Genomic DNA, 13,631 nt, shown 5'->3' on the forward strand with positions numbered 1-13,631 from the left:
TTCATAAAAGACAATTAATTTTATCATCCTTTACAAAAATAGACAATCATGCCACAATAATAAAAAAATATGGATAGTGAAGCCTTAATTTAAAAAAATAAACGGAAGTGTATTGAGGGTAAACAGTACCAACACATTTAGAAGAACTAATTTTAAAAAAAGTATAATTATTTTAAAACTAGTCCATTGTAAATGGAAAAAACGTCTCATATACGGACGTTTTGCTAAAAAATATTTTTAACGGATAAGGTAATAGGGCTAAGATGCAGAAAGAATGAACCTCTTCTGATCTTAGCCCTAGTTTATAAAGAATAGAGTTACAGTTAAATATTAATTTTTGCACCGAGTAAATCAACAAAGGCTTTCAACCATGCAGGGTGATTGGGCCAAGCTTGTGCAGTGACTAAGTTGCCACAAGTCACAACAGGCTGATTTTCCCACTTGGCTCCTGCTAGACGACATTCAGCAGAACAAGCTGGATAAGAAGTAACAGTATGGCCTGTCAATACATCCGCTGCAGCTAAGAGTTGTGTTCCATGACAAACAGCCGCGACAGGCTTGTTTTCAGCAAAAAAAGCTTGAACAAGTTTAATTGTTTCATCATACATTCTAATATATTCAGGTGCTCTTCCGCCAGGAATGACTAAACCGATATAGTCATCTGGATTTACATCAGATGCAGCAATATCGACTGGAATGCGATGCCCAGTCAGTTCGATATAGGTATCTAAACTTACAAAATCATGCACTACAAGCTGCAGAGTATCACCAGCTTTTTTATTAGGAGCGGCGACGTCAACTTGATAGCCCAGCATCATTAAAGCTTGTTGGGGTACTTTTACTTCATAGTCTTCTGCACAGTCACCAGTAAGCAATAAGATTTTTTTTGTCATGATAGAACCTCCTTATTATTCGAAAGTTACCAATGTGTTCTATATAGATCAAGATTTTCCTGCTAAATAAACAAATCTTAAAACATTCCTTTTTTTCGTAAAAGTAAACCAACTGCTCCGCTGGTAATAAGTGCTAACAATAAGACGATCCAAAAACCTGCTGCCGTACCTTGCCAGGGAACCACAAGGCTCATGCTCCAAAAGCTGGAAAGCATAGTAGGAATCGCTAATAAAATCGTTACAGAAGCTAAAAATTTCATAATATGGTTCAGGTTATTATTAATAACAGAAGAAAAAGCGTCCATCATATTGCTTAATATTTCACTATAGGTTTGAGCTAATTCTAGCGCTCTTTTATTTTCAATAATTACACTTTCTAATACATCTTCATCTTCTTCATGCATCTGTAATAAATAGCGCATTTGAGGGTCAGACCGCATACGAAGAATTGTTTCTGCTACAATAACATTACCACGTAAAGCAGCCGTAAAGTAGGTTAGGCCCTTTTCCAAATCAAGAAGTTGAAATACTTCTTGATTGTTCGTTGATTTGCGTAAATGAAGCTCGATTTCATCGGTCCGCTTGCGGATATGACGAATGCTTTTTAAAAAGACGGTATCAGCATGGTATAAAATTTGAAAAAAGAATTGGGTTCTCTTTGCTGTATCGAGAGAAAACCTGTTGTTGACGTTGCTATCTGGGAGTATTTCTATTAACTTATCACTGACGGTTATCGTTAGCTCTGGTGTTAGGATGATACTAAGTGGGCTAGTTTCATAGCGATCAGTTCCATAGAAAATAGGTACATGAATGATAGCAAGAATACAGTTTTTAGCTAATATAATTCTGGGGCAATCATCTTCATCAAATGCAAAACGAAAGAAATAGTCTGGTATATTGGCTGAAGCTGACATTTGCTCAATTTCTTCAGTTGTTGGATTGGTTAACTTCACCCAGATGCCCCTTTCTAGGGAATCTAGGGTATCTAATGAAACTTCTTGTAGTTTTTCTTGCTGTGTTTTATATACTGTCAGCATGACTTCTCCTTATTTTCTCATCCTAACCTTTTTGCACCCAATATTGTGCTTTCGAAATGCCTTCTAAATCAATATTGTCTACAATCCCAACAATCGCTGCATCAACAGGGCTGTTATCATTATTCATTATCCGGCGTGCAGAGCTTCCTGTTGATACTAAGACGGTCTCGCCATTTCCTGCACCAACAGTATCGACTGCAACCTGCAAGCTAATGGTATTCATACCGTCTAAATTTAAAGGTTGGACCACCAAAAGTTTACTTCCAATTAAGTTCTCATTCTTAGTTGGTGCCACAACTGTTCCGACAACCTTACCAAGCCACATGGAAATTCCTCCTACATACGAAATACAATGTAAATCCTTACTCGTTATTTGTTTCTGATGTAACTCTTTTGACAAAAGGGGATGGTTTCCTTTGTATTATATTGTGACACCATAGAATATTATTGTTTTCGTCTGAAAAAATGAGAAGGCCCTTATTGGTTAAGGGGCCTTCTCATTTTATAAATCCTGGTGAATTTATATTGCTGCTTTAAAAATACCTTCTATTTCTTGCTGTGTGCCTTGACGTGGGTTTGTCAGACAACATACATCCATAAGAGCATTCGCTGCAAGGATAGGAAGATCTTTTTCATTAAAGCCACGGACTTCAGAAAGATTTTTAGGGATGTTAAGGTCTTTAATAAGATCTTTAATTGCATCAACTGCAAGTAATGCGGCAGATTCCTCGGAAAAATTTGTGATGTCCTGACCTAAAGCTTGGGCAATTTCTGCAAATTTTTTAGGGGCAGCATGAAGATTATAGTTAACAACAGCAGGTAACATAATTGCATTTGCTAATCCATGGGGTAGATTATAAAAACCACCTAACTGGTGAGCCAGGGCATGTACATAACCTAAACTCGCATTATTAAAGGCAATACCTGCTAAATACTCTGCATAGACCATCATTTCTCTTGCTTTGAGGTCATTACCGTTTTTGACGGCAGTTCTAAGATAGGCTGTAATGAGCTCAATTGCTTTTAATGCCTTGCAATCTGTAACGGGAGTTGCATTTGTCGATACATAGGCTTCGATAGCATGGGTTAAGGCATCGATGCCAGTGGCTGCAGTAAGGCTTGGCGGCATCGCTAGCATAAGCTCCGCATCATTTACGGCGATGATAGGCGTAACATGCCAATCGGTAATGGTCATTTTTACATGATTTTCTTCATCAGTTATTACGCAAAAACGAGTTAATTCACTTCCTGTACCAGCAGTGGTATTGACCGCAATCAGCGGTGCTGACCGTTTTTTTGATTTATTCAACCCAACATAGTTTTTTATTTCTCCACCGTTTGTTGCTAATAAGGCAATGGCTTTAGCGCAGTCGTGCGGGGAGCCTCCGCCAAAAGATATGAGGAAATCACAGCCGTTATCTTTAAATAATTTTAGTCCATAATCAACTTGGGGGATGGTTGGATTTGGTGAAACGTCATCGTAGATAATAAAAAATATGCCAGCATTTGTTAGGAGCTTTGTTAATTTATCAATTAATTTGATTTCAACTAAAACTTTATCGCTGACAATTAGAGCTTTTCTAAATGCCATAGGTTTAATATAAGTTATAATTTGTTCCAAGCAGCCAACGCCTAAAATACTAATCGGTGTCATAAAGTATTCATAAATCTTTTTATTCATAAGGGTATATCCTCCTCATTCCTATTTTATTAAAACCATAACACTGCTGTTTTAATTCAGCAAGGTTTGTGATGGCAGCTTTTCACATTTGAGCAATAAATCAATACAACATAACAAAGGAGGCCCATAATAAGGTTGTATAATAGTATTAGCATTTTGTTATGTAGTACGGTAATCAAAAAATGCAGACTTTGCCTAGTTTTTATTAAGGGGAGGTGGAGGATTGTTGGAGAATGTGGTTGAGGACTTTCTCACTGGTTTACAGTTTTTGACGCGGATTTCTATCAAGACAAAAAAGCAGTGGTCACTTGATAGTTTTAGCCGTAGTGTTAAGTTTTTTCCCATTATAGGTGGTATTATAGGTTTATTATTAACAGGAATTGTTTATGGGGCACAAAATTTTTGGGGTGTAAAGTTACCGTTACATCTTATGGCCGTGAGTATAATTCTAATTGAAATTATCATTACTGGCGGATTGCACTGTGACGGATTAATGGATACAGTAGATGGTGTTTTTTCGGGGAAGTCTAGGGAAAGAATGTTAGAAATTATGAAGGATAGCAGAGTCGGCGCTTTTGGTGCCATGTCCTTCTGTCTGTTGATTGTAATGAAATATTCATTAATTTTAGACATTGAACCGATGATGCTGCCGATAGCGATATTTGTAATGCCGATCATAGGTAGAACTGCTGTTGTCGTGGCGATTACTCTATACCCCTATGCTAGGGCTGATGGACTAGGTAAAGGACTTAGTCAATGCGAACATAAAAATACTCTTTATATAGCAGGTCTAATAGCAATGTTATTATTAGTTCCTTTCGGTAAACTTGTCTTACTTAGTAGTGGGGTAGCAATTGCCTTTGCCATCCTTGTTGCTGAATACGTCAATAAACGTTTAGGTGGCTTAACAGGTGATGTATATGGGGCAGTTGTTGAACTGACAGAACTTGTGGCTCTAGTAGTATTTCTTTTTTAGTTTTTATAATAGTTATAACTTTCGTTGTGTTATTGAACAATCTAATACCCATAGAATATACTTTCTGTAAAGGGAAGAATTTTAAAGTAAGGAAGGGGTGAGGCGTTGACTAAAGTAATATACGTTAGACATGGTCAAACTTCTTGGAATAAGGCAAAAAAGTACCAAGGGCATAGTGACATTCCCTTAAATGAAAAAGGATTAGAACAAGCCCAACTGGTGGGAAAACGGCTTGCTAAGGAAAATATAAGTGCAGTTTATAGTAGTGATTTATCCCGTGCATCTCAGACGGCGAATATCATCGCTCGGTATCATAATTTGCAAGGGATAAAGATAAAAGGATTTCGCGAAATAAACTTTGGCTTGTGGGAAGGGTGTACCTATGCTGAAATTATGGCACTTTGGCCTGATTCTTTAACAAGTATGTATTCTTCCCGAGGAGCAATTAATGCGCCAGAAGGAGAAAGCTTTATAGATCTGAAACGGAGGGCGAAGGGTGCTTTAAACCAATGTATTAAGGCACATGAAGAGGAAACGATTGTGATTGTATCTCATGGGGGCACAATGAGAGTATTGCTTTGTGATGCATTGCAGCTAAGTCTAGATAAGATGTGGTCTATCCGTCAAGATAGCACAGGAATTAATATCATTGAATACTTTAGTAACCAGCCAATTCTTTCCTTGGTCAACGATACTTGCCATTTAAAATAGAGTGCATGGGACATTTTTTACCATCTACCCTACTATCTTGCTAACATACTTCTTACACATAGGAGAACAAGTTTCATTGTAGAACTACTGTGACAACTGAATAAAATGCCACCAAACAGGTGCCTCTTACGTAAAGAGGAGAATAGGGAAGTTCGAAAGGATTGTAAAAGATCCTTAAACGACGCGGTCGCGCCACTGTAATCGGGGAGATACTCTTACATATGCCACCAGGAAACTGGGAAGGCGTAAGGTTTTATGATCCGTAAGCCAGGAGACCTGCCTGTTATGGCTGTCATTTACCTCCGCGTAAGGGGTAATGCCAGAAGGATGGGATTTTTTATAAAATACCTAGCCTTTTGGGCTAGGTATTTTTATATTTAAGAATGATATGAAATAAAGGAGGAGTAAAAATGGATTTGGAAAAAAAGGTCGATGAGTTGCTGAACGGAGCAGCAAAACCTCGAGAAAGCTTGGGCCTACTAGAAAAATATTTAAAAAAAATCATCTTGTCTTGGGGAAAGATCAATCCGGAAATGAAGCCTCATCATATAATCTTTGCAGCAGATAACGGTGTGGTCGAAGAGGGGACTGCTAATGACCCGATCGAGATTACTTATTTGCAAACGAAAAATATGGCAGCAGGTCATGCTACGATCAGTTGTTTTTGTCGGCACAATCAAATACCATATAGCGTAGTTGATATTGGAATTAATAATAAATTAGAAGCTGGTATTAATCGTAAAGTTGCCTTAGGTACTAAAAACTTTATGAAAGAAGAAGCTATGAGTCAGGCTGAATTTGAACAAGCTTGGAATGTGGGCAAAGACATGGTTAGCCATTTGGTTGAGGAAGGTTATAACCTAATCTCTTTTGGTGAAATGGGAATTGGTAATACAACAACCTCATCAGCAGTGCTTCATGCTTTAACGGGAATGTTACCCGAATTTGTGGTCGGTTATGGGGCTGCCTTAAATGATAATGAATTATTAAAAAGAAAACGGAATGTGGTTGCAAAAGGGGTAGAGCGTCATAAAGCCCAGATGAATACTGTAAAAGATATTTTACGTTGTGTAGGGGGATTTGATATTGTTGCCATCTGTTCTGGTATGTTAGAGTGCGCAGGACTAAGGACACCCTTTGTAATAGATGGATTTATAACAGCAGTTGCCTATGCTTGTGCAGCGCGCATCGATGGTACGATTGAAAAACATGCGATTCCATCCCATATGTCAAAGGAGCCTGGGATGGCCTATTCGCTAATGTTGGGAAATATTCTAGCAGAGGATGTATTAATCCGGGCAAATATGGCATTAGGAGAAGGAACAGGTGCTGTTCTTATGGTTTCTATGTTAAAGACAATGTCTTACACAATTCATAATATGGCAAGAATGTCTGATTTTGTGTTAAGTGAGCCTGTGCCTGCTCCCAATCAGGTTGTTGCCATATAAGGATTGCCTTTACTTGCTGGAATATAGTATTTTATTGCTGTTAGCAGGAACTAGTTTGCTCTTTAGCTAATACTCCTCATATAAAATAGCAAAAAATTGATATGATGCTGAAGTCTTATGAGGGGGTCTTCTAGTGCAAACAATGAATGGATTTACCTTAGGCGAAATTGTAAATACTCAGATTTTACAGGAAATTCAGGATAAATTTTCAGAAGCTACTGGATTAGCGTCCGTAATTGTAGACCCTGAAGGAAATCCTATTACCAATCCTAGTAATTTTACGAACTTTTGCACTTATATCCGATCTTGTTCTGAAGGATTTGCCCGTTGCACCCAGTGTGATGATAGAGGAGGGCGGGGTAACCAAAAGCCCTCTGTTTATCGCTGTCACAATGGTTTAACCGATTTGGCGGCACCAATCATTGTAAACAATGAGTATATAGGGGCTTTTCTTGCAGGACAAGTTATTCTTGCACAAGCGGACTATGATACGAAAGCTGAAATGTTTGAGCGAACAGCTGACCTAGGATTGGATTCAGAATTATTGTCAGAGTTTTTTGATATTATAGAGGTTGTACCGGAAAAAAGAATTAAAGCTGCAGCAGACCTAATTTATATCATGTCAAATTATATTGTAGAAATTGGTGTAGCCAATATTGCTAGTAAGCAGCTTGTAAAAGAAGTAAAGGTGAAAGCGGAACTTGAGGCTATGCTGCGTGCTACAGAATTAAAGGCACTGCAATCTCAGGTCAATCCTCATTTCTTGTTTAATACATTAAATACAATCGCGAGATTGGCTATGCTAGAGGGAGCAAGTCAAACACAAGAAGTGGTTTATGCGTTATCAGATTTGCTTCGTAACAATTTAAGAGACATTGAAATTTTACGTAGCTTAGAACAAGAAGTAAAATCAATCAGAGATTATCTGTTGATACAGAAAGTACGTTTTGGAGAACGTATTGAGACTTATATTGAGGTAGATCCTTTGATAATGGAAACGAAGATTCCTCCTCTTACGCTTCAACCTTTAGTTGAAAATGCGATTATTCATGGTTTGGAAAACAAAGTAGAGGGCGGAGTCGTTCGTGTAAGTGGAAAAATTGAAGGAAATGACGTAGTTCTCCTCGTGAGTGATACTGGGGATGGTGTTTCAGCAGAGGATATTCGTACTATTTTCCATGAGGAAAAGCGCAAGCAAATTCACGGACAAACGACGGGCCTTGGAATTATTAATGTTCACAAGCGAATTCAGCATTATTTTGGTAACGAATATGGCCTTACCATGGAGAGTAAAGTAGGGGAAGGAACTAACCTTTACATTCGAATTCCCTATTGTTCCTTATAAGAAAGCGTGCCAGAGGAGAAAAGAATGTATACATTATTGATTGCAGATGATGAACAATTAGAGCGGCAAGCGTTACGATTTATTGTGGAGCAAAAATGTCCGAACATTCGGATCATAGGCGAAACAGGAGACGGAAAGAGTGCCGTTCAGATTGCTACAATAGAAAAACCAGACATTGTTTTAATGGATATCCGTATGCCTGAAATGAATGGGTTAGAGGCAGCTAAGCGTATTCGATCCGCTCTACCGAATACAATCATTATCATGCTTACTGCTTTTGATGAATTTAGCTATGCAAAACAGGCGTTAACGATTGGGGTTGTTGAGTATTTATTAAAACCTGTTCGTCCAGAAGATATAATTCGAACATTGTATCTTACCATAAATAAAGTAAATGAAATCAAAAGAAAACAAGAGGAAGAAGTTAATCTGCGAAAAAGCGTAGAAGAAGCTATGCCTTTTATCCAAATGTCATTTGTGCATGATTTAGTTTCTGGTAATATTAAAGACGTTGAACATTTTCAGGAACGATCTCGGTTTTTAGGTATGAAGGTAGATCCTGGTGTTGTATTGGCTGTTGATGTTGATAATTTTAAGCAGCTAACCTCTAGTGACAGTGAGCTAGAAAAACAAATGATAAAGCAGCGAATTTACAAACTTATTTGCAGCGTCGCAGGTGACTATGCTTTAGTCACCCCTTTTGGTAGTGATAATCTGATCATTTTATTAGGATTTCTTCAGATAGATGATATTGAATCCATCCAGGGAAAGGCAAAGCAAACTGCAGGTGAGATACAAGAATGTATTGCTCGGGAAATGAATATCAGTATTACCATTGGAATTGGTCGCTATTACTCTGACCCGAGGGATATCCACAAATCCTATCTTGAGGCATTGCATGCTCAGCGGCAACGATTTTATTTAGGTGATAGCCAGATTATCCATGTTGATGATGTACCATATTTACCAACAGGGCCCTTTAATTATCCCTTTCATAATGAAAGAGCCGTGCTGGATAAGGTACGCTGTGGTGATCGGAAACAGGCTAAAGAAGCCTTGCATGAATTACTAAACGGAATATTTACCAGCAAAGTTTCAATCGATACAGTAAAAGCATGCGTACTTGAATTATTAATTGTTTTATCACGCTCAGCAGTAGAAGGCGGTGCCAATTTGGAGCAGCTTACCTTACTGAATTTCAATTGTATTAATCGATTGAATGAATGCAGTAATAAAACACAAGTAGAGGCATGGATGTTTGATTCCTTGGATCGTTTTATGGATAATATGTTAGAAAATAGAAGCAGTATGAACCTTAGAGTTATTAATAAAGCTTGTGATTATATAGTAAAGAATTATCATAGAAATATATCTTTGGAAGAGGTTGCGCAAACAGTGCATTTAAGCCCTTTCTACTTTAGTAGGCTCTTCAAACAGGAAAAGGGTTATAACTTTGTAGATTTTTTAACAAAAATTAGAATTGAAAAAGCGAAAAAATTATTGCAAAATCCAGATTTTACTGCAGTGCGTATCGCGGCAGAGGTAGGGTACCAGGATGCAAGTTATTTTAGTCGGGTATTTCGTCAGGCAATGGGTATGACACCAAACCAATATCGTAATGAAATACGAAACGGTAAATCGGAATGAGTTTTGACTTCAATGCAAAAATGTGATGGAGAAAAGCAGAATAGTACAAAGGATATATAAATAGGGATAAAACATAAAGTGAAATGAGAAAGGACTGTTTAAAAACAGTCCTTTTTTGCTTTTGTGGTAAAAAGATGTAGAGTGAGAAACAAAAAAGTCCTATAGCAATAACAACGAGAATAACAACCAATTTTTCACAATATACAGACAGCAATTATGTCCATTGGATAGGCAATATATATGCAAGGTAAAAAAGAAAAAAAGACAAATAGTTATAATTGTCAAACGAATGTGAAGATTGTGAGGGAATTGTATGGTGGTAGAAAAGCCGAGAATGGTCCAAGAATATGTACCAGGTAAGCAGGTAACTTTAGCACACCTCATAGCAAATCCTAAAAAAGAGCTGTGTGAAAAGCTAGGATTGATGTCTAGCAGTTCAGCAATTGGTATTTTAACGATTACCCCTTGTGAAGCAGCGATTATTGCAGCAGATGTAGCTACAAAAGCAGCAGCAGTACAGATTGGTTTTATGGATCGTTTTACGGGTTCCTTAGTACTAGTCGGCACAGTATCTAATGTAGAATCGGCTTTGAAACAGGTAGTAAATGTTTTGGTGGAAGGCTTGGGATTTTCTGGTCCTAAGCTGACAAAGTCTTAAGATGCAAAAGGTAATGCTAGTTGGTCCTGTAGGAGCAGGAAAAACATCTTTAATTCATATGCTGCAAAAGGATTCGCAAAAGGCTGAAAAAACACAAAGTATTATATTTACAGATGGAGCCATTGATACACCGGGCGAATATGCACAAATCCCGCGTTTTTATTCAGCTTTAATGGTAACAGCGATGCAAGCATCAACAGTAGCCGTTGTCCAGGATGCGACAGATTTAAAAATAGCTCTTCCGCCTGGGTTTGCTAGTATGTTTTCCCGTCCTGTTGTCGGGGTTGTTACTAAAATTGATGTTCCCGGAATTGATAGAGAAAAGGCAAGGGAGCGTTTACTACAAATTGGGGTTAAAGAACCGATATTCTTTGTCTCTTCTCATACCGGAGAAGGGCTGGATGAATTAATTGAGTATTTTGGGAAGGGAGGTGTACATAATGAGTGAAGCGTTAGGTATGATTGAAACTAAAGGACTAGTAGGAGCTATTGAAGCTGCTGATGCTATGGTAAAGGCAGCCAATGTTCAATTAGTAGGTTATGAAAAAATTGGTTCTGGGTTAGTAACAGTAATGGTACGTGGCGATGTTGGCGCGATAAAAGCGGCAACAGATGCTGGTGCAGCAGCTGCGCAAAAAGTTGGCGAAGTTGTATCCATTCACGTTATTCCTCGTCCTCATACAGACGTGGAAAAAATTCTTCCCAAAATGAAATAGGTTAATAATTTGGAGGTGGAATCATTATGCAAGAGCAGTTAATTGATAAGGTTATGGATGAAATTAAAAAACGGATGGAGACTCAAGCTCCTACCGCAGCTACTAAAGAAGAGTGTAAGGGCCCAATGAATCCTGGAATTACTGAATTTGTTGGTACTGCAATCGGTGATACTATTGGTTTAGTTATCGCAAATGTAGATCCTATGTTGCATGAAAAAATGAAAATCGACCCTAAATATCGTTCCATTGGTATCTTAGGCGCTCGTACAGGGGCTGGCCCACACATCATGGCAGCTGATGAAGCTGTAAAAGCAACAAATACAGAGATCATATCCATTGAATTACCTCGTGATACCAAAGGGGGAGCAGGACATGGTTCTTTGATTCTCTTTGGTGCAGAAGAAGTGTCTGATGCTCGCCGTGCAATTGAAGTAGCACTAAAAGAATTGAATCGCACTTTTGGTGATGTGTATGGTAACGATGCCGGACATATTGAATTACAATATACTGCTCGGGCAAGTTATGCTATCAATAAAGCCTTTGGTGCACCTGTAGGTAAAGCCTTTGGACTGATTGTTGGTGCTCCTGCTGCAATTGGCGTGCTCATGTCAGATGTTGCAGTGAAAACGGCTAATGTTGAAGTGGTCGGTTATGGCAGTCCCGCTGGTGGCACAAGTTATTCTAATGAAGTTATTTTAATGGTTACTGGTGATTCCGGTGCAGTACGTCAAGCCGTACTTGCCGCTAAAGACGTAGGCAAAAAATTGTTGGAAGCTATGGCTGGTTCAGCTCCATCGTCAACTACGCCATATATCTAATACAGGGAGGGGAAAAACAATGAAGAGATCAAAACGTTTTGAAGTTTTAGCTGCCCGCCCTGTAAATCAGGACGGTTTCGTTGAAGAATGGCCAGAAGTTGGTCTGATGGCTATGGGTAGCCCTAATGATCCAATACCTAGTATTAAAATCGAAAACGGCAAGATCGTTGAAATGGACGGTGTTGCTCGTAGTAATTTCGATTTTATTGAACAGTTTATTGCTGATTATGCCATTGATGTCAAGGTAGCTGAAAAAGCAATGGCTATGGATGCTACTGAAATTGCCAAGATGCTTGTTGACGTCAATGTATCAAGAAAAGAAGTTGTTGATCTTGTTCGTGGTTTAACTGCTGCGAAATTAGTAGCCGTTTTCAATACTATGAATGTAGTAGAAATGATGATGGCAATGCAAAAAATGCGGGCACGGAAAATTCCTTCGAATCAATGCCATATTACAAACGTAAATGACAATCCAGTGTTGATCGCGGCAGATGGCGCAGAAGCTGCATTGCGTGGTTTTGATGAAATGGAAACAACAGTTGCCGTTGTTCGTTATGCTCCATTTAATGCCTTGGCCCTCTTAATTGGTGGTCAAACCGGCAGAGGCGGCACATTGATCCAATGTGCACTCGAAGAAGCAACTGAGTTAGAACTTGGGATGCGTGGTATCACTGCCTATGCAGAAACTATTTCTGTATATGGTACAGAAAACGTGTTTGTTGATGGTGATGATACACCTTGGTCAAAAGCGTTTCTTGCTTCAGCCTATGCTTCACGAGGCTTGAAAATGAGATTTACCTCAGGTACTGGTTCTGAGGTGCAAATGGGATATGCAGAAGGCAAGTCTATGTTATATCTAGAAATTCGTTGCATCATGGTTACTAGAGGAGCAGGCGTACAAGGATTGCAAAATGGTTCTGTAAGTTGCATTGGCGTTCCAGCAGCTGTTCCATCCGGTATTCGTGCTGTTTTGGCAGAAAATCTTTGCACGACTATGCTAGATATGGAAGTAGCATCTAGTAATGACCAAACCTTTACTCATTCTGATATTCGCCGTACAGCTCGTACATTAATGCAGATGCTTCCTGGCACTGACTTTATTTGTTCTGGTTATGGTGGAGTACCAAACTATGATAATATGTTTGCCGGCTCTAACTGGGATGTTGACGATTACGATGATTGGAATATCATCCAGCGTGATTTGAAAGTTGACGGTGGTTTGCGTCCAGCTTCTGAAGAAGAGGTAATTGCTGTTCGTAATAAAGCTGCTCGGGCTTTACAAGCGGTATTTAAAGAATTAGGCTTCCCAGCAATTACGGATGAAGAAGTAGAAGCTGCAACCTATGCTCATGGCAGCAAAGATGTTCCAGCACGTAATGTGGTTGAAGATTTAAAAGGTGCACAAGAATTGATGAGCCGTGGCATTACGGGCATTGATGTTGTTAAAGCCTTATCGAAGAGCGGTTTTACTGATTTAGCTGAAAATGTTCTAAATCTTTTGAAACAACGTATCTCCGGTGATTATCTCCATACATCAGCTATTCTTGACACCAAGTTTAATGTTATCAGCGCCGTGAATAGCCGTAATGATTATGCCGGTCCAGGGACTGGTTATCGTATGAGCGATGAACGTTGGGAAGAAATTAAAAACATTCGTCAAGCAATTAAACCATCTGACTTTGACGTTTGATTTCAGAAAGA

Annotated in this window: 14 protein-coding genes and 1 riboswitch; of the genes, 10 read left to right on the forward strand and 4 right to left on the reverse strand. The window is 38.7% G+C overall.

What is annotated here, in order from left to right:
- Positions 1–323: 323 nt before the first annotated feature.
- The 4 genes from QSJ81_RS01990 to QSJ81_RS02005 form a co-directional block, all read right to left on the reverse strand.
- Positions 324–893, reverse strand: a complete 570-nt coding sequence (locus tag QSJ81_RS01990; RefSeq protein WP_285715736.1) for a DJ-1/PfpI family protein — start codon at positions 891–893, stop codon at positions 324–326.
- A gap of 77 nt (positions 894–970) precedes the next feature.
- The gene (locus QSJ81_RS01995; protein ID WP_285715737.1) at positions 971–1,930 is read right to left on the reverse strand and encodes a magnesium transporter CorA family protein; all 960 of its coding nucleotides are present in this window, start codon (positions 1,928–1,930) and stop codon (positions 971–973) included.
- Between the two features lie 22 nt (positions 1,931–1,952).
- Positions 1,953–2,255 carry a EutN/CcmL family microcompartment protein gene (locus tag QSJ81_RS02000; protein ID WP_285715738.1) on the reverse strand — a complete coding sequence of 101 codons (303 nt, stop codon included), beginning with the start codon at positions 2,253–2,255 and terminating at the stop codon, positions 1,953–1,955.
- 195 nt (positions 2,256–2,450) lie between these two features.
- A complete protein-coding gene (locus QSJ81_RS02005) occupies positions 2,451–3,611 on the reverse strand; it encodes an iron-containing alcohol dehydrogenase (protein WP_285715739.1) in 1,161 nt (386 codons plus the stop codon).
- Between the two features lie 223 nt (positions 3,612–3,834).
- On the opposite strand from QSJ81_RS02005, the gene cobS reads away from it, so the two are divergent.
- From cobS to QSJ81_RS02055, 10 genes are all read left to right on the forward strand, one after another.
- The gene (gene cobS, locus QSJ81_RS02010; protein WP_285715740.1) at positions 3,835–4,587 is read left to right on the forward strand and encodes an adenosylcobinamide-GDP ribazoletransferase; all 753 of its coding nucleotides are present in this window, start codon (positions 3,835–3,837) and stop codon (positions 4,585–4,587) included.
- Positions 4,588–4,692: 105 nt separating this feature from the next.
- Complete coding sequence (cobC, locus tag QSJ81_RS02015) at positions 4,693–5,298, forward strand: alpha-ribazole phosphatase (protein WP_285715741.1); 606 nt, start codon at positions 4,693–4,695, stop codon at positions 5,296–5,298.
- Positions 5,299–5,398: 100 nt separating this feature from the next.
- Positions 5,399–5,596, forward strand: a riboswitch (cobalamin riboswitch).
- Positions 5,597–5,708: 112 nt separating this feature from the next.
- On the forward strand, positions 5,709–6,746 hold the full coding sequence (locus tag QSJ81_RS02020; RefSeq protein ID WP_285715742.1) for a nicotinate-nucleotide--dimethylbenzimidazole phosphoribosyltransferase: 1,038 nt from the start codon (positions 5,709–5,711) through the stop codon (positions 6,744–6,746).
- A 142-nt stretch (positions 6,747–6,888) separates the two neighbouring features.
- Positions 6,889–8,091 carry a sensor histidine kinase gene (locus tag QSJ81_RS02025; protein WP_285716056.1) on the forward strand — a complete coding sequence of 401 codons (1,203 nt, stop codon included), beginning with the start codon at positions 6,889–6,891 and terminating at the stop codon, positions 8,089–8,091.
- A gap of 24 nt (positions 8,092–8,115) precedes the next feature.
- Positions 8,116–9,738: a response regulator transcription factor gene (locus tag QSJ81_RS02030; RefSeq protein ID WP_285715743.1), complete on the forward strand. Its 1,623-nt coding sequence runs from the start codon at positions 8,116–8,118 to the stop codon at positions 9,736–9,738.
- Positions 9,739–10,051: 313 nt separating this feature from the next.
- Positions 10,052–10,396 (forward strand): ethanolamine utilization microcompartment protein EutS, encoded by a 345-nt coding sequence (gene eutS / locus QSJ81_RS02035; RefSeq protein ID WP_285715744.1) that lies wholly within the window; start codon positions 10,052–10,054, stop codon positions 10,394–10,396.
- Between the two features lie 13 nt (positions 10,397–10,409).
- Positions 10,410–10,844, forward strand: coding sequence for a EutP/PduV family microcompartment system protein (locus tag QSJ81_RS02040; protein WP_285715745.1), 435 nt, complete (start codon positions 10,410–10,412; stop codon positions 10,842–10,844).
- Positions 10,834–11,112: an ethanolamine utilization microcompartment protein EutM gene (gene eutM / locus QSJ81_RS02045; RefSeq protein ID WP_285716057.1), complete on the forward strand. Its 279-nt coding sequence runs from the start codon at positions 10,834–10,836 to the stop codon at positions 11,110–11,112. Before QSJ81_RS02040 ends, eutM begins: the two co-directional genes overlap by 11 nt.
- Before the next feature lie 26 nt (positions 11,113–11,138).
- On the forward strand, positions 11,139–11,930 hold the full coding sequence (pduB, locus tag QSJ81_RS02050; protein WP_285715746.1) for a propanediol utilization microcompartment protein PduB: 792 nt from the start codon (positions 11,139–11,141) through the stop codon (positions 11,928–11,930).
- Between the two features lie 19 nt (positions 11,931–11,949).
- The gene (locus QSJ81_RS02055) at positions 11,950–13,620 is read left to right on the forward strand and encodes a propanediol/glycerol family dehydratase large subunit (RefSeq protein WP_038668881.1); all 1,671 of its coding nucleotides are present in this window, start codon (positions 11,950–11,952) and stop codon (positions 13,618–13,620) included.
- The last annotated feature ends 11 nt before the right edge of the window (positions 13,621–13,631 follow it).

The organism is Pelosinus sp. IPA-1 (assembly GCF_030269905.1).
Taxonomy (GTDB): domain Bacteria; phylum Bacillota; class Negativicutes; order DSM-13327; family DSM-13327; genus Pelosinus.

Coding starts and splice junctions, on each gene's coding strand:
- QSJ81_RS02005 (WP_285715739.1), bottom strand. CDS start 3,611: ATGAATAAAAAGATTTATGAATACTTTATGACACCGATTAGTATTTTA.
- QSJ81_RS02020 (WP_285715742.1), top strand. CDS start 5,709: ATGGATTTGGAAAAAAAGGTCGATGAGTTGCTGAACGGAGCAGCAAAA.
- QSJ81_RS02030 (WP_285715743.1), top strand. CDS start 8,116: ATGTATACATTATTGATTGCAGATGATGAACAATTAGAGCGGCAAGCG.
- eutS (WP_285715744.1), top strand. CDS start 10,052: ATGGTGGTAGAAAAGCCGAGAATGGTCCAAGAATATGTACCAGGTAAG.
- QSJ81_RS02055 (WP_038668881.1), top strand. CDS start 11,950: ATGAAGAGATCAAAACGTTTTGAAGTTTTAGCTGCCCGCCCTGTAAAT.
- QSJ81_RS02000 (WP_285715738.1), bottom strand. CDS start 2,255: ATGTGGCTTGGTAAGGTTGTCGGAACAGTTGTGGCACCAACTAAGAAT.
- QSJ81_RS02040 (WP_285715745.1), top strand. CDS start 10,410: ATGCTAGTTGGTCCTGTAGGAGCAGGAAAAACATCTTTAATTCATATG.
- QSJ81_RS02025 (WP_285716056.1), top strand. CDS start 6,889: ATGAATGGATTTACCTTAGGCGAAATTGTAAATACTCAGATTTTACAG.
- QSJ81_RS01995 (WP_285715737.1), bottom strand. CDS start 1,930: ATGCTGACAGTATATAAAACACAGCAAGAAAAACTACAAGAAGTTTCA.
- QSJ81_RS01990 (WP_285715736.1), bottom strand. CDS start 893: ATGACAAAAAAAATCTTATTGCTTACTGGTGACTGTGCAGAAGACTAT.
- pduB (WP_285715746.1), top strand. CDS start 11,139: ATGCAAGAGCAGTTAATTGATAAGGTTATGGATGAAATTAAAAAACGG.